This window comes from Streptomyces sp. NPDC059008 (assembly GCF_042749045.1).
Lineage (GTDB): Bacteria > Actinomycetota > Actinomycetes > Streptomycetales > Streptomycetaceae > Streptomyces.
Genome location: NZ_JBHYJC010000019.1, coordinates 100,142 through 122,081, shown reverse-complemented (window position 1 = coordinate 122,081; position 21,940 = coordinate 100,142). Strand labels below are relative to the sequence as shown.

Annotated in this window: 17 protein-coding genes, 1 tRNA gene and 1 pseudogene; 9 read left to right on the top strand and 10 right to left on the bottom strand. The window is 71.4% G+C overall.

Annotated features, from left to right (window positions below; translation table 11 throughout):
* Positions 1–65: 65 nt before the first annotated feature.
* The 7 genes from rho to ACFWZH_RS22885 all read right to left on the bottom strand — a co-directional run bounded on the left by rho (position 66) and on the right by ACFWZH_RS22885 (position 9,421).
* A complete protein-coding gene (rho, locus tag ACFWZH_RS22915) occupies positions 66–2,108 on the bottom strand; it encodes a transcription termination factor Rho (RefSeq protein ID WP_384434122.1) in 2,043 nt (680 codons plus the stop codon).
* 374 nt (positions 2,109–2,482) lie between these two features.
* Entirely contained in the window at positions 2,483–3,400 is a 918-nt protein-coding gene (gene thrB, locus ACFWZH_RS22910) for a homoserine kinase (protein ID WP_384434119.1), read from the bottom strand.
* A gap of 342 nt (positions 3,401–3,742) precedes the next feature.
* Positions 3,743–4,828 (bottom strand): threonine synthase, encoded by a 1,086-nt coding sequence (gene thrC / locus ACFWZH_RS22905; protein WP_384434115.1) that lies wholly within the window; start codon positions 4,826–4,828, stop codon positions 3,743–3,745.
* Positions 4,829–4,836: 8 nt separating this feature from the next.
* Positions 4,837–6,129 carry a homoserine dehydrogenase gene (locus tag ACFWZH_RS22900; protein ID WP_384434112.1) on the bottom strand — a complete coding sequence of 431 codons (1,293 nt, stop codon included), beginning with the start codon at positions 6,127–6,129 and terminating at the stop codon, positions 4,837–4,839.
* A 160-nt stretch (positions 6,130–6,289) separates the two neighbouring features.
* Positions 6,290–7,681: a diaminopimelate decarboxylase gene (lysA, locus tag ACFWZH_RS22895; RefSeq protein ID WP_384434109.1), complete on the bottom strand. Its 1,392-nt coding sequence runs from the start codon at positions 7,679–7,681 to the stop codon at positions 6,290–6,292.
* 29 nt (positions 7,682–7,710) lie between these two features.
* The gene (gene nrtL / locus ACFWZH_RS22890; protein WP_384434106.1) at positions 7,711–8,739 is read right to left on the bottom strand and encodes an ArgS-related anticodon-binding protein NrtL; all 1,029 of its coding nucleotides are present in this window, start codon (positions 8,737–8,739) and stop codon (positions 7,711–7,713) included.
* Positions 8,740–8,905: 166 nt separating this feature from the next.
* Entirely contained in the window at positions 8,906–9,421 is a 516-nt protein-coding gene (locus ACFWZH_RS22885) for a PleD family two-component system response regulator (RefSeq protein WP_384434103.1), read from the bottom strand.
* Positions 9,422–9,645: 224 nt separating this feature from the next.
* Here ACFWZH_RS22885 and ACFWZH_RS22880 point away from each other — a divergent pair.
* Positions 9,646–9,717: transfer RNA gene (locus ACFWZH_RS22880), tRNA-Arg, on the top strand.
* Positions 9,718–10,399: 682 nt separating this feature from the next.
* Here ACFWZH_RS22880 and ACFWZH_RS22875 read toward each other — a convergent pair.
* On the bottom strand, positions 10,400–11,695 hold the full coding sequence (locus ACFWZH_RS22875; RefSeq protein ID WP_384434100.1) for a cytochrome P450: 1,296 nt from the start codon (positions 11,693–11,695) through the stop codon (positions 10,400–10,402).
* 850 nt (positions 11,696–12,545) lie between these two features.
* Between ACFWZH_RS22875 and ACFWZH_RS22870 the strand changes: the two genes are divergently transcribed.
* The 5 genes and pseudogenes from ACFWZH_RS22870 to ACFWZH_RS22850 form a co-directional block, all read left to right on the top strand.
* Positions 12,546–12,926 (top strand): SH3 domain-containing protein, encoded by a 381-nt coding sequence (locus ACFWZH_RS22870; protein ID WP_384434097.1) that lies wholly within the window; start codon positions 12,546–12,548, stop codon positions 12,924–12,926.
* An 83-nt stretch (positions 12,927–13,009) separates the two neighbouring features.
* Positions 13,010–14,413 (top strand): FtsW/RodA/SpoVE family cell cycle protein, encoded by a 1,404-nt coding sequence (locus ACFWZH_RS22865; protein WP_384434095.1) that lies wholly within the window; start codon positions 13,010–13,012, stop codon positions 14,411–14,413.
* Positions 14,410–15,861: a penicillin-binding transpeptidase domain-containing protein gene (locus tag ACFWZH_RS22860; RefSeq protein ID WP_384434093.1), complete on the top strand. Its 1,452-nt coding sequence runs from the start codon at positions 14,410–14,412 to the stop codon at positions 15,859–15,861. Before ACFWZH_RS22865 ends, ACFWZH_RS22860 begins: the two co-directional genes overlap by 4 nt.
* Before the next feature lie 50 nt (positions 15,862–15,911).
* A complete protein-coding gene (locus tag ACFWZH_RS22855) occupies positions 15,912–16,403 on the top strand; it encodes an HD domain-containing protein (protein WP_384434090.1) in 492 nt (163 codons plus the stop codon).
* A 60-nt stretch (positions 16,404–16,463) separates the two neighbouring features.
* Positions 16,464–16,778 (top strand): annotated as a pseudogene (locus ACFWZH_RS22850) (ATP-binding cassette domain-containing protein); the annotation flags it as partial.
* Positions 16,779–17,331: 553 nt separating this feature from the next.
* On the opposite strand, the gene ACFWZH_RS22845 reads toward ACFWZH_RS22850, so the two are convergent.
* Entirely contained in the window at positions 17,332–18,441 is a 1,110-nt protein-coding gene (locus ACFWZH_RS22845; RefSeq protein WP_384434087.1) for a ferritin-like domain-containing protein, read from the bottom strand.
* A gap of 164 nt (positions 18,442–18,605) precedes the next feature.
* Here ACFWZH_RS22845 and ACFWZH_RS22840 point away from each other — a divergent pair, with 164 nt between their 5' ends.
* The 3 genes from ACFWZH_RS22840 (at position 18,606) to ACFWZH_RS22830 (ending at position 20,668) form a co-directional block, all read left to right on the top strand.
* The gene (locus ACFWZH_RS22840) at positions 18,606–19,553 is read left to right on the top strand and encodes a diiron oxygenase (protein WP_384434084.1); all 948 of its coding nucleotides are present in this window, start codon (positions 18,606–18,608) and stop codon (positions 19,551–19,553) included.
* Between the two features lie 73 nt (positions 19,554–19,626).
* On the top strand, positions 19,627–20,367 hold the full coding sequence (locus ACFWZH_RS22835; protein ID WP_384434081.1) for a TetR/AcrR family transcriptional regulator: 741 nt from the start codon (positions 19,627–19,629) through the stop codon (positions 20,365–20,367).
* Positions 20,368–20,404: 37 nt separating this feature from the next.
* Entirely contained in the window at positions 20,405–20,668 is a 264-nt protein-coding gene (locus ACFWZH_RS22830; RefSeq protein WP_384434079.1) for a hypothetical protein, read from the top strand.
* A gap of 12 nt (positions 20,669–20,680) precedes the next feature.
* On the opposite strand, the gene ACFWZH_RS22825 is transcribed toward ACFWZH_RS22830, so the two are convergent.
* Positions 20,681–21,931: a styrene monooxygenase/indole monooxygenase family protein gene (locus ACFWZH_RS22825; RefSeq protein ID WP_384434076.1), complete on the bottom strand. Its 1,251-nt coding sequence runs from the start codon at positions 21,929–21,931 to the stop codon at positions 20,681–20,683.
* Positions 21,932–21,940 lie beyond the last annotated feature (9 nt).

Below are 21,940 nucleotides of genomic sequence, written 5' to 3'. Positions count from 1 at the left end.
GCACCCAGCACACAGCCCCCCTCACCCGTATGGGCGAGGGGGGCTGTGGTGACGGCGTCGGGGCGTCAGTCGTTGCCGTTGCCCGCGGTCGGCGTCGTCTTCTGGATCTGCAGCAGGAACTCCGCGTTGGACTTGGTCTGCTTCATCTTGTCCAGCAGCAGCTCGATCGCCTGCTGCTGGTCCAGGGCGTGCAGCACCCGGCGCAGCTTCCAGACGATGGCCAGCTCGTCGCTGCCCATGAGGATCTCTTCCTTACGGGTACCGGACGCGTCCACGTCCACCGCCGGGAAGATCCGCTTGTCGGCGAGCTTGCGGTCGAGCTTGAGCTCCAGGTTGCCGGTGCCCTTGAACTCCTCGAAGATCACCTCGTCCATCCGCGAGCCGGTGTCGACCAGCGCGGTGGCCAGGATGGTCAGCGAACCGCCGTCCTCGATGTTGCGCGCGGCACCGAAGAAGCGCTTCGGCGGGTAGAGCGCGGTCGAGTCGACACCACCGGACAGGATGCGGCCGGAGGCGGGCGCCGCGAGGTTGTACGCGCGGCCCAGGCGGGTGATCGAGTCCAGCAGGACGACCACGTCGTGCCCCAGCTCCACCAGGCGCTTGGCACGCTCGATGGCGAGCTCGGCGACGGTGGTGTGGTCCTCGGCCGGGCGGTCGAAGGTCGAGGAGATGACCTCGCCCTTGACCGACCGCTGCATGTCGGTGACCTCTTCGGGACGCTCGTCGACCAGGACGACCATCAGGTGGCACTCGGGGTTGTTGCGGGTGATCGCGTTGGCGACCGCCTGCATGATCATGGTCTTGCCGGTCTTCGGCGGGGCCACGATCAGACCGCGCTGGCCCTTGCCGATCGGCGCGACCAGGTCGATGATCCGGGTCGTCAGACCGCCCGACTCACCCTCCAGGCGCAGTCGCTCCTGCGGGTAAAGGGGCGTCAGCTTCCCGAACTCCGGCCGTCCGCGGCCCTGTTCGGGCGCCACGCTGTTGACCGTGTCGAGCCGGACCAGCGCGTTGAACTTCTCGCGCCGCTCGCCGTCCTTGGGCTGGCGGACCGCGCCGGTGACGTGGTCGCCCTTGCGCAGGCCGTTCTTGCGGACCTGGGCGAGCGAGACGTACACGTCGTTCGGGCCGGGGAGGTAGCCGGAGGTCCGGATGAACGCGTAGTTGTCGAGGATGTCCAGGATGCCCGCGACCGGGATCAGGACGTCGTCCTCGGAGACCTGCGGCTCGTTGCCGAAGTCCTCGCGGCCACCACGGCGGCCACGGCGGTCGCGGTAGCGGCCGCGACGGCCCCGGCGGCCGCCCTCGAAGTCGTCGTCGTCGTCCCGGCGGTCGCGCTGGCGCTGGCCGCCCTGACCGCCCTGGCCGCCGTCGCCGGCGTCGCCCTTGCGGCCGCGGTCGCCGCGGTCCCCGCGGTCCCCGCGCTCGCCACGGTCACGCTGGCGCCGCTCGCCGCGCTCGCCCTTCTGCCCGCGGTCCTGGCGGTCGCCCTTGCCGGGCCGGCCCTCGCCGGTCTCCTGCGGGGACACCGCGGTCTCGGTCTTGGCGTCCGCCTTGAGCTCCGTCTTCACCTCGACCTTGGTGTCGGTCTTGACGTCGCCCGCGGTCTCGGGGCTGCCCGCGGCGGCGGTCGCCCGGCGCCGGCGGCGCTCGCCGGCCGGCTGCTCGTCGCTGACCGGCTGACCGGGGATGTCGATCTGCTGCTGGGCGCCGGCCTTGTCCGCGGCCTTGTCGGCCTTGGCGCCCCGCTCGGCCTTGTCCGCCTTGGCGGCGGGCTCCGCGGCGTCGTCGCCGGTGCGTGCCTTGGAGGTCGTACGGCGCTTGGGCTTGGTCTCGGTGTCGGCGGGCGCGTCGGCCTTGGCCGCGGCGCCCGAGCCGCCGGCCTGCCTCTCCTTGATGACCTCGATCAGCTGGCTCTTGCGCATCCGCGCGGTGCCCTTGATACCGAGGCCGGAGGCGACCTGCTGCAGCTCTGCCAGGACCATGCCGTCAAGGCCGGTGCCGGAACGGCGGCGCCGCGTGGTGGCAGGCGCGGCGGGAGCGTCCGTGGCGGGCGTGGTGGCACTGCCACCGGTGCGCGCGCCCATCAGATCGGTGGTGTCGCTCACGAAGGGTCCTTCCCTGGAGCGGGCGTCGGCCTGTCTGGCTCGGCGACCGGTTGTGCTGTCCGGCTGGGTCCTTGGTCTCGTGGACTGGGCCGGGGCGGTGGTCCCGCCGGAAGTGGCGGAGAAATCGATTCATTGGTTCCGGCGCGATGAGATGCAGAGTGACTCATGTCGTCACGCCGATTCCGGAGCATGCTCGCTTCTGCTCAGGCAACTGCTCCAAGCAGTTTGGGAGGCTCCCGGAAGAAAGGTGGTCCCGAATGGGGACACGAAGCACAGCGCCACTGCGGCGTCTCGTACTCACTTGAGGTTAACACTACCGGATCCAACAAACATTCCCCCTCTCCAAGACCGGCAATCGTCGATCACCCGTGTGATCACCCGGCGAGCGGCAGCACACAGGCCCCTGCCGCGTCGAGGGTCAGCCGGTTGGCCGCCCACCCCTCACCCGCCAGCGCCGCGACCTTCTCGGCCGCCGCGTCCTCGACCAGCGCGAGCACCGTGGGGCCCGCGCCGGACACGACTGCAGGGACGCCGTCCGCGCGCAGTCGGTTCACCAGGGCCACGCTCTCCGGCATCGCGGGGGCGCGGTACTCCTGGTGGAGTCGGTCCTCGGTCGCGGCCAGCAGCAGCTCGGGGCGCCTGGTCAGGGCCTCGACGAGCAGTGCGGCGCGGCCGGCGTTCGCCGCGGCGTCCACATGCGGGACGGTACGCGGCAGCAGTCCGCGGGCGGTCTCGGTGAGCACCGGTTTCCCGGGCACGAAGACCACCGGAACGATGGAATCGGCGGGATCCATCCGGATCGCCCGCGCGGTCCCGGTGTCCATCCAGGCGAGCGTGAAGCCGCCCAGCAGGCAGGCGGCGACGTTGTCGGGGTGGCCCTCGATCTCGGTGGCCAGCTCCAGCAGCGCGGTGTCGTCGAGCTTCTGCTCGCCGCCTATGGTCACGGCGCGGGCGGCGACGATGCCCGCGCAGATGGCGGCCGAGGAGGAACCCAGGCCGCGGCCGTGCGGGATGCGGTTGGCGCAGACGATTTCCAGGCCGCGCGGCTGGCCGCCGAGCAGCTCGAAGGCGGCGCGCATCGACCGTACGAGCAGGTGGCTCTCGTCGCGCGGCAGGGTGTCGGCGCCCTCACCTGCGATGTCGATGTGCAGCCCGGAGTCGGCCACCCGCACCACGACGTCGTCGTACAGGCCCAGGGAAAGACCCAGGGCGTCGAAGCCGGGACCGAGATTGGCGCTGGTAGCGGGGGTGCGCACCCGGACGGCGGCGGCGCGGAACGCGGGACCGGCCATCGCTCGATGACTCTCCTTGATTGATGCTGCGGTACTGCCCCGGAGCGCCGCGGCACCGAGATGCCCGGCCGGCTCATGGGGACTGTTCTGACCTGCCCTGAACACCACTGCGTTATGCCGTGGGGAGGGGAGTTGGCTGCCAGCCTATCGAAGGAAGGTTCTGTCGCGACATAGGGCGCACAGGAGGCGCACGATGCGTGTCGCGCGCCTTCCTGCGCCCCGGCACTGCCTTCGCCGGGCTTTGCAGCCTTTGCACAATTTGCAATGTGTGGGGTGACGGGACGCCGAGCGCCCCGTCACCGGGTGCCGTATGCGCAGGTCAGCGCCGTACGGCGGGAGGTGCTACGCGAGGCCGAGCCGCTCGGCCGCGGCGTCCGCGTCGATCGGGACCGTGACCGGCTGCGGCGCTCCGGCCACCGCCCAGTCCGGGTCCTTGAGGCCGTTGCCGGTCACCGTGCAGACGATGCGCTGGCCGGGGTCGACCTTGCCCTCCTCGGCGGCCTTGAGCAGACCGGCGACGGACGCGGCCGAGGCGGGCTCCACGAAGACGCCCTCCTGCGCGGCCAACAGGCGGTACGCGGCCAGGATTTGACGGTCGGTCACGTCGTCGATGAAGCCGCCGGACTCGTCCCGGGCACGCTCGGCGTTCGCCCACGAGGCGGGGTTGCCGATGCGGATCGCGGTGGCGATGGTGTGCGGGTCCTTGACGACCTCACCGCGCACGATCGGCGCACTGCCGGAGGCCTGGAAGCCCCACATGCGCGGGGTGTGGCCGGCGATGCCGTCGGCCGCATACTCCTGGTAGCCCTTCCAGTACGCCGTGATGTTGCCGGCGTTGCCGACGGGCAGCACATGGATGTCGGGCGCGTCCGTGAGCATGTCGACGATTTCGAAGGCGGCGGTCTTCTGCCCCTCGATGCGCACCGGGTTCACGGAGTTCACAAGTGCGACCGGGTAGTTGTCGGACAGGCCCCGGGCCAGCGTGAGGCAGTCGTCGAAATTCCCGTCGATCTGAAGGATCTTCGCGCCGTGCACCAGTGCCTGGCCCATCTTGCCGAGCGCGATCTTGCCCTGCGGGACGAGCACCGCGCAGACCATCCCGGCCCGGACCGCGTAGGCGGCGGCCGAGGCGGAGGTGTTGCCGGTGGAGGCGCAGATGACGGCCTTGGCGCCCTCCTCCTTGGCGCGCGTGATGGCCATCGTCATGCCCCGGTCCTTGAAGGAGCCGGTGGGGTTGGCACCCTCGACCTTGAGGTGGACCTCACAGCCCGTGCGCTCGGAGAGCACCTGGGCCGGTACGAGGGGCGTGCCGCCCTCCCGGAGGGTGACGACCTCGGTCGTGTCGCTGACCGGAAGCCGGTCACGGTATTCCTCGATGATTCCGCGCCACTGACTGCTTGTCTTGGTCACGGTGGAATTGGCAGACATGGGTTCCTTTACTCCCCTTCGACCCGCATGATGCTGGCGACACCGCGGACGGTGTCCAGCTCGCGCAGTGCCCCGACGGTCGACGACAGCGCCGCGTCGGCCGCCCGGTGGGTGACGACGACGAGGGAGGCCTCGCCGTCCTTGCCCTGCTGACGGACCGTATCGATCGATACGCCGTGTTCGGCGAAGACCGTCGCGACCTGCGCAAGAACGCCGGGCTTGTCGGCCACGTCGAGACTGATGTGGTACCGCGTGACGACCTCGCCCATGGGGCTGACCGGCAGCGCCGTGTAGGCCGACTCCCCGGGTCCGGTGGAGCCGGCGAGCTTGTTGCGACAGACCGCGACGAGGTCGCCGAGGACCGCGGAGGCGGTCGGCGAACCGCCCGCACCCGGGCCGTAGAACATCAGCTGACCGGCCGCGTCGGCCTCGACGAAGACCGCGTTGTACGCCTCGCGGACGGAGGCGAGCGGATGCGTCAGCGGAATCATCGCGGGGTGCACCCGCGCGGTGACCGAGCCCCCGTCGGCGGCCCGCTCGCAGATGGCCAGCAGCTTGACCGTGCAGCCCATCCGCTTGGCGGAGGCGATGTCGGCCGCGGTGACCTCCGTCAGCCCCTCGCGGTGCACATCGTCGATGGTCACCCGCGTGTGGAAGGCGATACCGGCCAGGATCGCGGCCTTGGCGGCGGCGTCGAACCCCTCGACATCGGCGGTCGGGTCGGCCTCGGCGTACCCCAGGGCGGTCGCCTCGTCGAGCGCCTCGCTGTACCCCGACCCCGTCGAATCCATCTTGTCGAGGATGAAGTTGGTGGTGCCGTTGACGATGCCGAGCACCCGGTTGACCTTGTCGCCGGCCAGCGACTCGCGCAGCGGCCGTACCAGCGGGATCGCGCCCGCGACGGCGGCCTCGTAGTACAGGTCGGCGCCGTTGGCCTCGGCCGCCGCGTGCAGCGCCGCGCCGTCGGCCGCGACCAGCGCCTTGTTGGCGGACACCACGCTCGCGCCGTGCTCGAAGGCGGTGGTGATCAGCGACCGCGCGGGCTCGATCCCGCCGATGACCTCGATGACGACGTCGATGTCACCGCGTTTGACGAGCGCGGTCGCGTCGGTGGTGACCAGCTCGGCCGGAACGCCGGCGCGCACCTTGTCCGGGCGGCGCACGGCGATCCCCGCGAGCTCCACGGGCGCGCCGATGCGGGCCGTGAGGTCGTCCGCGTGCGTCGTCATGATGCGTGCCACCTCTGAGCCGACGACACCACAGCCCAGGAGCGCCACCTTCAGCGGACGCGTACGCATCATTCGACCTCTGCTTCTCATCGATCAGCGATTTTCGGCTTGCTCGTGCACCAGCAGCCAGCCTGCTCATGCACCAGTCTCACGCACCGGACGGCGGATTCCGTCCGTCGTCCGGATGCCGAGACATTTATTTCATCCGGGGCCGGGCCCCGGCGATCCGGCCCTACCCGACATCCAACCGCAGGAGATCTTCCTCCGTCTCCCGCCGGACGATCACCCTGGCCTCGCCGTCCTTGACCGCCACGACCGGCGGCCGCAGCGCGTGGTTGTAGTTGCTCGCCATGGACCGGCAGTACGCGCCGGTGGCGGGCACCGCGAGCAGGTCCCCCGGCGCCACGTCGGCCGGCAGGAAGGCATCGCGTACGACGATGTCGCCGCTCTCGCAGTGCTTGCCGACCACCCGCGACAGCATCGGCTCGGCGTCGGAAGTGCGCGACACCAGGGCCACGCTGTACTCCGCGTCGTACAGGGCGGTGCGGATGTTGTCCGACATCCCGCCGTCCACGGACACGTACGTCCGCAGGCCTTCCAGCTCCTTGACCGTGCCGACCTCGTACAGCGTGAAGGCCGTCGGCCCCACGATCGCGCGCCCCGGCTCGACCGACAGCCGCGGCACGCCCAGCCCCGCCGCCGCGCACTCCTTGCGCACGATCTCGCTCAGCGCCCTGGCGATCTCGTGCGGCTCGCGCGGATCGTCGTCCGAGGTGTAGGCGATGCCGAGCCCGCCGCCGAGGTCGATCTCGGGCAGTTCGACGCCGTGCTCGTCGCGTACCTCGGTCAGCAGCTGCACCACGCGGCGGGCGGACACCTCGAAGCCCGCCATGTCGAAGATCTGCGAGCCGATGTGGCTGTGGATGCCGATGAGCTCCAGACCGTCGAGCTTCAGGGCGCGGCGTACGGCCTCGGCGGCCTGCCCGCCCGCCAGCGCGATCCCGAACTTCTGGTCCTCGTGGGCGGTCGCGATGAACTCGTGCGTGTGCGCCTCGACACCGACCGTGACCCGGATCTGCACGCGCTGGCGCTTGCCGAGCCGCTCGGCGATGTGCGCGACGCGCACCATCTCCTGGAAGGAGTCCAGGACGATCCGCCCGACCCCGGCCTCGACGGCCCGGGTGATCTCCTCGGTGCTCTTGTTGTTGCCGTGCAGCGCGATCCGCTCGGCGGGCATCCCCGCCGCCAGCGCCGTCGCCAGCTCGCCGCCGGAGCAGACGTCGAGGTTGAGCCCCTCCTCGTGCAGCCAGCGCACGATGGCCCGGGAGAGGAACGCCTTGCCGGCGTAGAAGACGTCGGCGTCCGGCCCGAAGGCGTCCTTCCAGGCCCGGCAGCGCGCCCGGAAGTCGTCCTCGTCCAGGAAGTAGGCCGGTGTGCCGAACTCCTCGGCGAGCGCGGCCACGTCCAGCCCGCCGACGGTCACCACACCGTCGGCGTCGCGCCGCACGGTACGGGACCAGACACGCGGGTCAAGGGTGTTGAGATCGGCGGGCGGCCCGGCGTAGTGCCCCTCGGGCAGCACGTCGGCATGCCGGGGCCCTGCGGGATGCGCGGAACGACTCATGGCGTGGAGATCCCCTCAAAATTCGTTCATCAGAGGTGTTCGGGAGCGGAGATGCCGAGCAGGCGCAGGCCGTTGGCGAGCACCGTTCCGCCGGCCTCGGCAAGGGCCAGGCGGGCACGGTGCACGGCCGAGGGTTTCTCGTCCCCGACGGGCAACGGCACGAACGCGTCGTGCCACCGGAAGAACGCGTCCGCCGTCGCCTCCAGATGCCGCACCACCCGGTCCGGCGCCCGCAGCCGGGCGGCGGTCTCGACGGCGGAGGGGTAGGTGGCGAGGAGGGTGTGCAGCGACTGAAGGCAGTGGTCGGCGGGCCCGTCCGCGACGGTGACGGCCACCGGGGCGCCCACCTCCCCCGGCTCGCCGGTGAACCCCAGCTCACGCGCGCCGCGCACCAGCGCCCGGGTCCGCGCGTGGGCGTACTGCACCCGGAACCGCGGATTGCTCTCCCGCTGCACCACCCGCTCGGGCACCCGCACCGGATCATGGGCGGCGGGCCGCAGCAGGATCCAGCGGGCCTCGTCGGAGCCCAGCCGGTCGACGAGGGCGGCCAGCTCCTCGGAGGCGGCGGGCCGCGCATCGGCGTCGCCGCGGGTGGCCGGATCCTGTGGCCGGCGCCCCGCCGCCGCCTCGATCCGCGCCAGCGCCTCGGCCACGACCACCTCGCGGGCACCGCGGCCGGTCGCGGTACCGACCGCGGCCGGGCCGCCCTCCGCGCTGCGGTCCCCGTACCGTTCCCCCTGCGCCAGCACCTCCCGTACGAGCGCGGCCTGGGCGCCCTCGCCCAGCGTGAAGTTCAAAAAGCCCGGCCCGGCGATCTCGACCCGGGCGATCCCGGCGCTCCCGGCCAGCCGCTTGCGCAGGATCTCGGCGACCTCCCGGGCCGGCCGCCCCGCCGGCTTGGCGAGCTGCAGCGCGACGTTGGAGGCGTAGTCGCCACACCCTGGCCGCGGCGGCGGCTGCACGACGATCCGCCCCGGCACGGGCACGGAGAGCTCCTGCTCCTCCACGGCACCGCGCACGGAGCGCAGGACGGTACGGGAGAGCTCAGCGGGGGTCACGGGACAAGCGTATGGGAGAACAGGGGCATCCACGCGACCCGGTTTCGCCCTGTGGACACTCCGCGGGACCCACCCGGCCCCGTGGACACGGCGCGACCGCCGGCCGGGCCGGGCTTGACGGTCCTCAGCAGCCGGGCCAGGCCGGGCTTGGCAGCTACGCAGCTACTCAGCCGCCGGGGCAGACCATCGGCCCCGCTTCGCCGCCCCCTGCCTCCACCATCCCCACCCGGCCCCGATCGCTCTCCCCGTCCTCGCCCCCGCTGTCCTCTTCGCCCATCCCGCCCTCGGGCCCGCGCTCCCGCTGCCGGCCCTCGCGCACCAGCTTCCCCACGGTCCGCACCAACTCGGTCGGCTCGAACGGCTTCGCCAGGAAGGCGTCCACCCCGACCGACTCACCGTTGTTCACCTCGCCCTGCGTACACGCGCTGACGATGGCGATCGGGATGTCCCAGGTCCGGGGATCGGAACGCAGCTGCGCCGCGGTGCGCAGACCGTTGAGCCGTGGCATCACCACATCGAGGGTCACGACATCGGGTCTTACGTGGTGCACGACATCCAGACATTCGGCACCATCAGCCGCGGTCACGACCTCGAAGCCCTCCAGCTCGAGATTGACCCTGATCAACTGCCGGATCACCTTGTTGTCGTCGACAACCAGGATCCGACCGGACAAGCCAGGCACACCATGAGACTAGGGGCCCACCTGCGGCGCCGTCCCGGTTTTGCCCACTTCCGCCCCCATGCGAGGGACCTTTCCCCGACCCCCACCGGCACACCCCGCACATGCGCTAGGACCCCACCCGTCGGACACCCCCGACCCCCTCCCCCACCTCCCGCAAATCCTGTTCATGAACACCCCATCAGAGCTGGTAGGGTTCTACCCGTCGCCGCACAAACAGCGGCAACGCCCCCGTAGCTCAGGGGATAGAGCAACGGCCTCCGGAGCCGTGTGCGCAGGTTCGAATCCTGCCGGGGGCACTCGCCACATCACCTACGAAAATCCGTATGTGACCAGGGCGGATGCCGAAAGAAAAGGGCGGGAGTCAGTCTCACTGACTCCCGCCCTTTCTCGTTGCCGGTCGCCTTTCACTTAATTGCCGGCCTGGAATACGAAGATCCACTGCCTGGCCTGGCGCCACCTGCCGACCTCTTTCCGACGGCGTCGGGTGATTCGGGATCTCGTCCCACTCGCCATGGAGTTCCGCGGTGAGCCTTGGGGCGTTGCCGACGCCCTACCGGCTGCCCAGGGCGCGGTGAGCGGCGAGGGCCCGCTTGGGGTGTGCACGCAAGAGCGAGGGCGGCCCAAGTCGTCCACCGCCTGGTCGAGTTGATCCCGACCGGCGGGACGATGGGGACGTCAGGCATCGGGGATGTCCGGCTTCGCGGCGGTGAGCAGGGGGCCGGGCCTCCAGGTTTCCACTGTCACGGAATGCCACCGGCGCGATACCGTGCGAGATCGGGCGCGGGGATTCTGCATGCGCGCCGCCCGCGGACGACGGGCAGGACGCGCCGCCGCGGCCGCCCGCGGGCGGCCGTCGAGAGCGGGCGGTGAACGGTCGGGAGGGCGGCGGCCGGGTACCCGGACCGCGGTCGTTGGCGCCGGCCCGGTTCGGTCCGGGCCGAGGGGGCGGGCCCGGGCGTCAGCCGTCCGATCCGGGCGTCAGCCGTCCAGGCGGACCGGGAGCGACTCGATGCCGTAGACGATCGACAGCTTGCGGAAGGCCAGGTCCTCCGGCTTGGCGGCAAGGCGCATGTGCGGGAAGCGGCGGACCAGGGCGGGGTAGGCGGCGCGGAGTTCCATCCGGGCGAGTTCGGCGCCCACGCAGCGGTGGATTCCGTAGCCGAAGGCCAGGTGGGACGGGACGTTGCGCGAGGGGTCGAACTGCTCCATGTCCGGACCCAGTTTGCCGTCCCGGTCGGCGCCGCTCAGGGAGCACAGCACGACGTCTCCCGCGGCGATCTGCACGCCGCCGATCTCCAGGTCCTCGCGGGCGAAGCGCGGGAAGGCGACCTGCACGACGGTCAGGTAGCGCAGCAGCTCCTCGACATAGCGGTCGACGACGTCGTCGCCGTCGTGGAGGGCCGCGAAGTGCTTCGGGTCCTGGAGGAGCACCAGGGCGCCGAGCGCCAGCATGCTGGCGGTGGTCTCGAAGCCCCCGGTCAGCACGCCGTCGGCCAGGCCCGCCAGTTCCTCGTCGCTGACCGAGTCGCCGTGCTCCTTGACGATCATGCCGAGCAGGCCGTCACCCGGATTCTCCCGCTGCTTCTTGACGATGTCCCGGAAATAGGAGAGCGATTCGGATATGGCGCCGAAGGACGCGTTCGCCCCGCTGAAAAGGTCGAAGCGGGCCGCGCTGAGGCGTTCGAAGTCGTCGCGGTCCTCGTAAGGGACGCCCAGCAGTTCGCAAATGACGAGGGAGGGGATGGGCAGGGCGAAAGAGTGGACGATGTCGACCGGGTCGCCGTTTTTCCCCGCCGCTTCCATGGCGTCGAGGCGCTCCTCGACGATCTCGTGGATGCGCGGGGTGAGCCGGCCGAGGCGGCGCATGGTGAATTCGGGGGTCAGGAGCCGGCGGAGCCGGGTGTGCACCGGCGGGTCGGCGAATCCGAGGCCCCCGGGGTTCTGTTCGACGCCGGCGCCGGCCTTGCCGACGAGGTTGGTGAAGTCCGAGCTGAAGGCATTGGCCTTTCCCAGCACCGCCTTCACCTCGTCGTATCCGGTGACCAGCCAGACGTTGGCGGCTATCGGCACCGGGAGCTTGCTGATCGGCTCCTTCTCCCGGACGGTCGCCAAATCGCCTACGGGGTCGAGCCCCTCGCGACGCAAGGGCATCAGGACAGACTCGGGCAAGAAAGACATTCGAGACAGGTCGAAGCCTTTCTTCTGTGTTCTCGCCAGATACATACGGCCGGCCCAGGCGATGATCCGGGAACGGAGAGTCGTCATGACGCTCATACTGCCTTTCGTCGAGGGGGACGGTCACCCGCACTCGGCGTCCCAAGGCGGCCGGGACAGCACGGGACCCACTCGGCGCGGACGGGTGTGTCGTACGCCATAGCCCCTCGCTTGCGGTGGTCATGGCGCGGGTCCATGCCATCAACCGGTGCCTTAGGTCGTCCGCATCAGCGTGACGAGTTCGGCCTTCTTCTATTCGGTCGGGAAGAGTTTACAAACTGCCATTGACCGCGTTCACGGAACAACCCGGGTCGCCCCTGGGAGACCCCTGAGGCGACCCTGATTCCTCCCTTGGTCCGGCGCGGAGGGCCGGGCGGCGCCCGACCCGACCGCGCTGCGCGCGCGGAGCGCGTGACGGTGCCCGACGGCCGCGCCGGATGCGGGCGGTGACCACCGTTCGTATCCGACGGGCCCGGACGTGCGCACCCGGGCGGGGGTCCGGACCGCGGGCCGGAGGGCGATCCGGACGGCGGGCCGGGCCGCGGACCGGACGGCGGGCCGAACGGCCGTGGGCGCGCTCCGCCTGCCGGGAGAGAGGTGTGTGAAGGCCACGCGGCGCTTCCGGCGGCCGGACGCACGCCGGGCCCGGTGAGTCAACCGGGCGCCCCCACGGGCGGGTTGACGCCGGGAGCGGGGGCGCTACCCCCGAGTGCGACTGCTACGTACCGTGACAAGTTGCGGACCCTTCGGAGTCTCTTTAGCGTGAGATGAGTGCGAGGTAGGCGACAGGACGCGGCGCGCGACAGAGGTCCGCAGGCACCCATCCGTCCGTCCCGTTGACGCCCGGTAAACCCCACTCGTTTTCGACTCCCCCTTTTCGCAGGACTCTCCCTTTCGCAGGAGGAAGCGCATGTTTCCGAAGCGCATGATTTTGAGGTCGAAGTCCGGCAGCTTCGCTCTGTGTGCCCTTTCCGGGGCGCTGGCCGGCGCCCTCACGGCAGGACCGGCACTGGCGGCGGGCTCCGACGGGGGTGACGGCGAGGGCTCCACCGTCCCCATGCGCATGGGTCGGGTCGTCGCCAAGGAGGGCCTCGTGGTGCGGACGGGCCCGAGCACCCATTACCGCGTCATCGGCTCGAAGCGGTACGGGGCGGTCGTGGAGATCGCCTGCCGGGTCAACGGACAGCGCGTCAAGGGCAACCCCGTCTGGTACAAGCTCGGCGACTCCTCGTACGCCTGGTCCTCGGAGCGCGACATCGTGCACGACGGGCACGAGCCCCGCTGGTGCTGAAGCGGGGCGGCCCGGCGTCGACGCCCCGAACGCCGTATCCGGCATAACGGAAATAGCGGCCGCCGCTTGCTACGTTGCCAGACATGACGGCAACGGCAGGGGCGGCCGCCACGGCGCGCCCGGCGGACACTCCCCCACCCTTGCCGCCACCGCCCGGACGGCGGGGAATCGAACTGGCCCTCCTCGTAGGCGCCGTGCTGATCAGCGTCTGCGGCTACGCCGTGGTGGGACTGGCCAGGGGGCACGCGCTCCCGGGCGGTGCGCTCCGCTACGGCGCCGGGCTCAGCGGACTCGCCCTGCTCGCGCACCTCGCGGTACGCCTGCGCGCCCCGTACGCCGACCCGCTGCTGCTGCCCACCGCCGTGCTCCTCAACGGGCTCGGGCTGGTGCTGATCTTCCGGCTCGATCTGGAGACGCCGGCCGATCACGCCGCGCCCACCCAGCTGATGTGGTCGACGGTGGGGGTCCTGCTGTTCATGGCGGTGGTGGTGCTGCTGCGCGACCACCGCACGCTGCAGCGGTACGCCTACCACTGCGCGGCGCTGGCGCTGCTCCTGATGGTCGCGCCGATCGCCTTCCCCGCCGTCAACGGGGCGAAGATCTGGATCCGTGTCGCCGGATTCTCGATTCAGCCCGGCGAGTTCGCGAAGGTGCTGATCACGGTCTTCTTCGCGGCCTATCTCGCCGCCAACCGCGGGGCGCTGGCGCGCGCCGGCCGACGGGTGGCCCGGCTCCAGCTCCCCGCCGGCCGGGTGCTCGGGCCGATCGCCGCGATCTGGCTGATCAGCGTGGCCGTGCTGGTCCTGGAGCGCGATCTGGGCACCTCGCTGCTGTTCTTCGGGATCTTCGTGGTGCTGCTGTACGTGGCGACCGGGCGGACCGGCTGGATCGCGCTCGGGCTGCTGCTGGCCGGGATCGGGGCGGCGGCCGTCGGCACGCTGGAGCCGCATGTGCACGGGCGGGTCGAGGACTGGCAGCACCCGTTCGCCGGCATCGATGCGGGCGAGGGGCCCGGTCAGCTCGCCCAGTCGCTCTTCGCCTTCGCCGCGGGCGGGATGCTCGGCACCGGCCTGGGCCAGGGCCACTCGTCCCTGATCGGCTTCGCCATGAAGTCCGACTTCATCCTCGCGACCTTCGGCGAGGAGCTGGGCCTGGCCGGGCTCACCGCGCTGTTCCTGCTGTACGCCCTGCTGGTGGCGTGCGGCTACCGGGCCGCGCTGGGGCTGGGCGACGCGTTCGGCAGCCTGCTGGCCGTCGGACTCGCGGCGCTGCCGGCCCTGCAGGTCTTCGTCATCGCGGGCGGGGTGATGGGGCTGATCCCGCTGACCGGCATGGCGATGCCGTTCCTCGCGCAGGGCGGGTCGTCCGTCGTCACGAACTGGATCATCGTCGCGCTGCTGCTGCGGATCAGCGACCGGGCACGGGCGCCCCGTCCGGAGGGGAGCGAGGTGGCGAGCGGCAGCGGCGACGGGGAGGCCGTGGGTTGAACCGCTGCATCCGGCACACCGCCGCGTTCTGCCTGCTGCTCCTGCTCGCCCTGCTGGTCAACGCCGCACGGGTGCAGATCGTCGAGGCGGAGCACTACGGCGCCAGCCCGGCCAACCGGCGGCTGCCGATCGCCCGTTACGAGAAGCCGCGCGGTGAGCTGCTCGTCGACGGCAGGCCGGTCACCGGATCCCGGGACAGCAGGGGCCGGCTGCGCTACGAGCGCACCTACACCGACGGCCCGCTCTACGCCCCGGTCACCGGCTACTCCTCGCAGACCTACGGGACCTCGCTGCTGGAGCAGGCCGAGGACGGCATCCTCTCCGGCGCCGACGCACGGCTCGCCGCCTTCCCCTGGTGGGACCAGCTGACCCGCAGCCGCCACCGGGGCGGCGATGTGCACACCACCATCAACCCCCGGATGCAGCGCGCCGCCTACGCCGGGCTGGGCGGCAAGAAGGGCGCGGTGGCCGCGATCGAACCGCGCACGGGGCGCGTCCTGGCGCTGGTCAGTACGCCGTCGTACGAACCGGGTGAGCTGTCCGGCAACGGGGCGCCGGTCAGCGAGGCCTGGCGCCGGCTCAACGCCGCCGCGCAGCGGCCGATGCTCAACCGGGCGCTGCAGCAGACCTATCCGCCCGGCTCCACCTTCAAGGTCGTCACCGCGGCGGCCGCGCTGGAGAGCGGCCTGGTCACCGACATCGAAGCCCCTACGGACTCCCCCGATCCCTATCCGCTGCCCGGCAGCTCCACGCTGCTCGGCAACGCCGCAGAGGACTGCGAGGACGCCCCCCTCGTCTACGCCTTCCGGGCCTCGTGCAACACCGTCTTCGCGCGGCTGGGGACCGCGGTCGGGCTGCGCACCATGGCGGCGACGGCCCACCGGTTCGGCTTCAACGACCGGCGGCTGCGCATCCCCTCGCCGGTCGCGCCGAGCACCTTCGACACGCGGATGGACCCCGCGCAGCTCGCGCTCTCCGCCATCGGGCAGTACGACACCGCCGCCACCCCGCTCCAGATGGCGATGGTCGCGGCGGTGGTCGCCAACGGGGGGCAGCTGACGCCGCCGTACCTCGTCGACAAGGTGACCGACGCCGGCGGTGTCATGGTCTCGGCCGGTCCGCAGCGGCCCACCCGCCAGGTGGTCGGCCCGGCCACCGCGCAGCAGCTCCAGGAGATGATGATCGACGTCGTCGAGCACGGCAGCGGCCGGCGCGCCGCCGTGGAGGGCCTGACGGTCGGCGGCAAGACGGGCACCGCCCAGCACGGTGCGCACAACGAGGGCACGCCGTACGCCTGGTTCATCTCCTGGGCGCGCGAGCGGGACAGCTACGAGCCGACGGTGGCGGTGGCCGTGGTCGTCGAGGACGCGGCCGCCGATCGCGCGGACATCAGCGGCGGGGGGAGCGCGGCGCCGATCGCCCGGGCGGTGATGGCGGCGGCGCGCTGAGGCGCGGCCCGGCTGCGGCACGGCCGCGGCGGCCGGGTCACAATGGCCGTATGGCCGACGCTCCCCCGCCCTCCTCCTCCGCCGCCGCACCGGGCCCCGTCCCGCTGCTGTCCCTGGCCGAAGTGGAGGCGCTGGCCCGGCGGGCGCACTCGGGGCAGACCGACAAGGCCGGCCGCCCGTACGCCGAGCATCTGGCGGCGGTCGCGGCGGGCGTGCGGGCGCGCGGCGGCAGCGACGAGCAGATCGCCGCGGCCTGGCTGCACGACGCGGTCGAGGACGGCGCGCTGAGCGGTGAGTGGCTGGCCGGCGCGGCGCTCGGCGAGGCGACCAAGGCGATGGTCCTGGCGGTCACCAAGCGGGCCGGTGAGCCGGTCGAGGAGTACACCGCGCGGATTCTGGCCACGCCCGGTGCGCTGCTGGTCAAGGAGTCCGATCTCGCGCACAACGCCGATCCGGCCCGGCTGGCCGTATTGGACGCGCCGACGCGGGAGCGGCTGACGGCGAAGTACGCGCGGCTGCGGGACCTGTTGGGGCTTCGCTGAGGCAGCCGCCCTCCGGGCCGCGGGTCCGCACAGCGGACGCCCGCCCGGAAGGATGCCGGGGCGTTGCTCGACGCGAACGGCGTGGGCAAGACCACCGTCCTGCGCCTCGTCGGCGCGCTGATGTTCCCCACCGTCGGCACCGTCGAGGTGCTCGGCCACCGGCTCGGCTCGGTGGACGTCCGCGAGCTGCGCGCCGTCATCGGCCTGGTCTCCGGCACGCAGAAGGTGCCGCAGGACGCGACCGGCCACACCGTCGTACCGACCGGCGCGACCGGCACCGTGCAGCCGCTGTGGCGCAAGTACGACGCCGCCACCCGCGAGCGCGCGCACGAACTGCTCGCCGAACAGGACTGCAAGGAGCCGGCGGGCCGCCCCTGCCTGCTTCGGCCGCCCGATCGAGGTGTCCCGCCACGAGGGGCGGTGGCTGGCGCGGTCGGGGCGGCGAGGCTTCGCGGACACGCCCCAGGGACAATTCCCGGTAACCGGCTCGGGCTGTGGCAACCGGCCCGTCGAGCAGGCCGGGCAGTGAGCAGGGAGGACCGCATGACCCGACCGGAGCTCCCCGATATGGGCGATCCGATCCCGCGAGAGGGGCTGCCGCCCTGGAAGCAGCGCTTCTACGAGCACGCGCTGGTGGTCATCGGGCTGCTGGCCCCGTGGGGCTTCCTCTGGGTCGCGGCGGCGAGGAATGCGGGGCTGCTGTGGATTCCGGTGCTGAATCTGCTCGGTACGTATGCGGGGCTGTACGTCATGGTCCGGGGATGGCGGGGCCGGTCCCGCCGGATGTTCGCGGTGCTGGCCGGTGTGCTGGTGTGCTGGATCGTCTGCACGGAGTTGTTCCGGCGGCTGAACTGAGGGGCCGGAAAACGGGGCGTCGTCGTCGAGGCGGGGCGTCGAAAGGGCGCGCCCCGGTCCCGGCCCCGGCCGTTCAGTCCTCCGCCTCGCCCCGCGCGATCGCCTCCGCGACCTCCGCCGTGCGGGCCTCCTCCTCGGCGGCGAAGCGCTCCGCGTCCAGCTTGTCGGCGAGCTCCTCGTCCTGGGCCATCAGCAGATCGAGGTTGGCGTCGCCCAGGTCGAAGACGCCCAGGTCCACATAGGCGCGCTGCAGGCGTTCGCCCCACAGCCCGATGTCCTTCACACAGGGCACGATCCGGCTGAAGAGCAGCTTCCGGAAGAGGTGCAGGAATTCGGAGCGCTCGGTGAATTCCGCGGCCTCCTTGGGGGGAATGCCGAAGTTCTCCAGGACTTCCAGGCCGCGCAGCCGGTCGCGCATCAAATAGCAGCCCTCGATGACGAATTCCTCGCGTTCGCGGAGTTCGGCGTCGGTGAGCTGCTTGTAGTAGTCGCGCAGGGCCATCCGGCCGAAGGCGACATGGCGGGCCTCGTCCTGCATGACGTAGGCGAGGATCTGCTTCGGCAGCGGCTTGTCGGTGGTGTCGCGGATCATCCCGAAGGCGGCCAGCGCCAGGCCCTCGATCAGCACCTGCATGCCGAGGTACGGCATGTCCCAGCGGGAGTCCTCGAGGGTGTCGGTAAGCAGCGTCTGGAGGCTGTCGTTGACCGGGTAGAGCATCCCGATCTTCTCCTGGAGGAAGCGGCTGTAGATCTCGGCGTGCCGCGCCTCGTCCATGGTCTGGGTGGCGGAGTAGAACTTCGCGTCGAGGTCGGGGACGGATTCCACGATCCGCGCCGCGCAGACCATGGCGCCCTGCTCGCCGTGCAGAAACTGGCTGAACTGCCAGGCGGTGTAGTGCCGGCGCAGATCGCCGCGGTCCTTCTCGGTCATTTTGCCCCAGTACTTGGTGCCGTACAGGGACATGGACTCGTCGGGCGTACCGAGCGGGTCCTGGGGGTCCACCTCCAGGTCCCAGTCGATCCGCAGCGTGGCGTCCCACTGCTTGTCCTTGCCCTTCTGGTACAGCGCGAGCAGCCGGTCGCGACCCTCGTCGTACTCCCAGCTGAAGCGGGCCGCACCGGAGGCGGGGACCTGCCACAGCGGGTCGCCGGGGTCCTGCACGTAGAGCTCTCGGGTCGACACGGACGCCTCCTCGGCTCGCCGAACGCCTTGCCCTGGACGGTGGTTGGCAGGCTCACACGTTTCTTACTCACGGGTCAATAACTCGCGCACAGGGGATTGACGCCCTTGCTGACAAGCAGTCTCATAAGAGCCGACCGCCGGTAACCCACTAGCGAGGTAGCCAGATGACGAGCGCGCCCACCGCCATGACCGTGACGGACACCGAAGTCCTGCGGGACGCCCTCGGCCTGCTCAAGGACCGGGAACAGGTCGCCGAGCGCCTGCTCGACTCCTCCGCCAGGCACTCCTTCGACCCCGACACCGAACTCGACTGGGAGGCGCCCCTCGAAGAGGGCAAGTGGTTCTGGCCGCCGGAGCTGGTCTCGCTCTACGACACCCCGCTGTGGCGCAAGATGTCGCTGGAGCAGCAGCAGGACCTCTCCCGGCACGAGGCCGCCTCGCTCGCCTCGTTGGGCATCTGGTTCGAGATCATCCTGATGCAGCTGCTCGTACGGCACATCTACGACAAGCCGGTCACCAGCGCGCATGTCCGCTACGCGCTCACCGAGATCGCCGACGAATGCCGGCACTCCAAGATGTTCGCCCGCATGATCCAGCGGGGCGGTGCGCCCACGTACCCCGTCTCGCGCCTCAACCACAACCTCGCCCGGATCCTCAAGACGGTCTCCACCACCCCGGGCTCGTTCGCCTGCACCCTGCTCGGCGAGGAGATCCTGGACTGGATGCAGCGGCTGACCTTCCCGGACGAGCGGGTGCAGACCCTCGTGCGCGGGGTGACCCGGATCCATGTCGTCGAAGAGGCCCGCCATGTCCGCTACGCACGCGAGGAGCTGCGCCGCCAGATGGTCACCGCGCCGCGCTGGGAGCGGGAGTTGACCCGGATCAGCTCCGGCGAGGCGGCCCGGGTCTTCTCCGTCGCCTTCGTCAACCCGGACGTCTACACCAACGTCGGACTGGACCGGCGGGAGGCCGTCGCCCAGGTGAAGGCCAGTGGCCACCGCCGCGAGGTGATGCAGTCCGGCGCCCGGCGGCTGACCGACTTCCTCGACGAGATCGGCGTGCTGCGCGGTGTGGGCCGCCGGTTGTGGCGCAGCTCGGGCCTGCTGGCCTGAAGCGCTCGGCATGCCCTGTCCGCGACCCGAGCACGTGTACGAGCCGACCCCCGGGCCGGTTACGCTGCTGTTCATGAACGGCAGCGGCACCGCCCCAGCAGTACCCCGACCCGCCTATCGCAGGCTGAGCGTCGAGCAGCGCCGCAGCCAACTGCTCGCCGCCGCGCTCGGGCTGTTCGCCCAGCGCGCGCCCGAGGACGTCTCGTTGGACGACGTCGCCACCGCCGCCGAGGTCTCGCGGCCGCTGGTCTACCGCTACTTCCCCGGCGGCAAGCAGCAGTTGTACGAGGCCGCGCTGCGCAGTGCGGCCGACATCCTGGAGCGCTGCTTCGCCGAGCCCGAGACCGGGCCGCTCACCCGGCGGCTGTCCCGCGCACTCGACCGCTACCTGGCGTTCGTCGACGAGCACGACGCCGGTTTCAGCGCGCTGCTCCAGGGCGGCAGCGTCGTGGAGACCTCCCGTACGTCCGCGATCGTCGACGAGGTGCGGCGGGCCGCGGCCGACCAGATCCTGCGGCATCTGGGCGAGCCGGAGCCGGGCGTCAGGCTGCGGATGACCGTGCGCATGTGGATCACCGCCGTCGAGGGCGCCTCGCTGATCTGGCTCGACGAGCACAAGCAGCCCGCCCTCGACGAGCTGCGGGACTGGCTGGTGGACCACTTCATCGCACTGCTGACCGCGACCGCGGCCCGCGACCCGCAGACCGCGCGGGTGACCCGGGCGGCGCTGAAGCTGGAGAGCTCCGACGGCCCGGTCGGTGATCTGTCCCGGCGCGTCCTGCCGGTCGTCAGCGACGCCGCGCACCTGCTGTGACCTGCGGTTCCGCTCCGGGGATGGAAGACTGAGGGGCGTGCGAAGCGAGAACACGCCCTTCGTCGGCGGACCCTTGGACGGCCGGGTGCTGCCGGTGCTGGTCGGGATGACCGGCCAGCCGCCGAAGACCTATGAGATCCCGGTGCCCAACGACGACGGGCGGCCGCCGACGCTGCACGTCTACCGGCGCGTCCCCGCCCGCGTGAGCCGCCTGGGCCTGCCGAGCGGCTGGAAGTACGAGTACGTCCCCGAGGGGCGGCGGGAGGTCCAGGGCCGCCGGAAGTGGCCCTGGACCAAGTAGGGCCCGCCGACGTCACCCGTGCGAGGCGAGGTACGCCCGTGCGGCGTCCGGCTCGTAGAGGAAGTTCTCGAAGTCGGACGGGTCGTCGAAGCCGTTGGCGAAGCGGTCGGCGACGGGCTGGATCTGGCCGGCCGCGCCGATGATGTCCAGTACGTGCTCCGGCGGCGGGGCCAGCATCGCGTTGGTCCACTTGGTGACGTGCCGGGCGGTGTCCCAGTAGCGGTCGAAGGTGGCGCGCATCCAGTCCTCGTCGAACGGCTCCTCGCCGCGCTCCTCGATGGCGGCGAGGTAGGACGCGGCGCACTTGGAGGCCGAGTTGGAGCCCTGGCCGGTGATCGGGTCGTTGGCGACGACCACGTCGGCGACGCCGAGGACCAGGCCGCCGGAGGGGAGCCGGCCGACGGGGTTGCGCACGGTCGGGGCGTAGCGGCCGGCCAGTGTGCCGTTGGCGTCGGTCAGTTCGACCTTGGTGGCGCGGGCGTACTCCCAGGGCAGGAACTTCTCCATCAGCTCCAGCGTCGTGGCCAGGTGCTCGTCGGGGTCCTTGACGGACTGGAAGACGTCCAGCGGGCCGCCGGGGATGCCCTCCCAGAACAGGATGTCGGCGCGGCCGGAGGTGGTGAGCGTCGGCATGACGAAGAGCTCGCCGACTCCGGGGACGAGGTTGCAGCGCACCGCGTCGAAGTGGGGGTGCTCGGGGCGCGGGCCCAGGCCGTGGACGTAGGCGACGGCCAGTGCGCGCTGGGGGGCGTCGTAGGGGGAACGCGCCGCGTCCCGGCCGAACATGGACACCAGCTCGCCCTTGCCGGCCGAGACCAGCGTCAGGTCGTAGCGGCCGGCGAAGAAGTCCAGGTCGGAGACGGCCGCGCCGTGGATGACGAGTTGGCCGCCGCGCTGCGCGAAGGTCTCCATCCAGCCGGCCATCTTGACCCGCTGGTCGACGGACTGGGCGTAGCCCTCCAGGGTGCCGACCCAGTCGACGGCGCGCTGCGAGCCGCCGGGCTCGGCGTGGCTGCCGGGCGCGGCGACCGAGACGCCCAGGCCCTCGATGCGCGGCGCCTGGCTCTCCCAGAAGTTGATCTCCAGGTCGCGCTCGTGCTGCAGGGCGGTGTCGAACATGCACTGGGTCGACATGACCCGGCCGGAGCGGATCTCGTCGGCGGTGCGGTTGGACATCAGGGTGACGTCGTAGCCCTTGGACTGGAGGCCGAGGGCGAGCTGGAGTCCGGACTGGCCGGCTCCGACGACGAGTATTTTCCGCATGGCGGCACT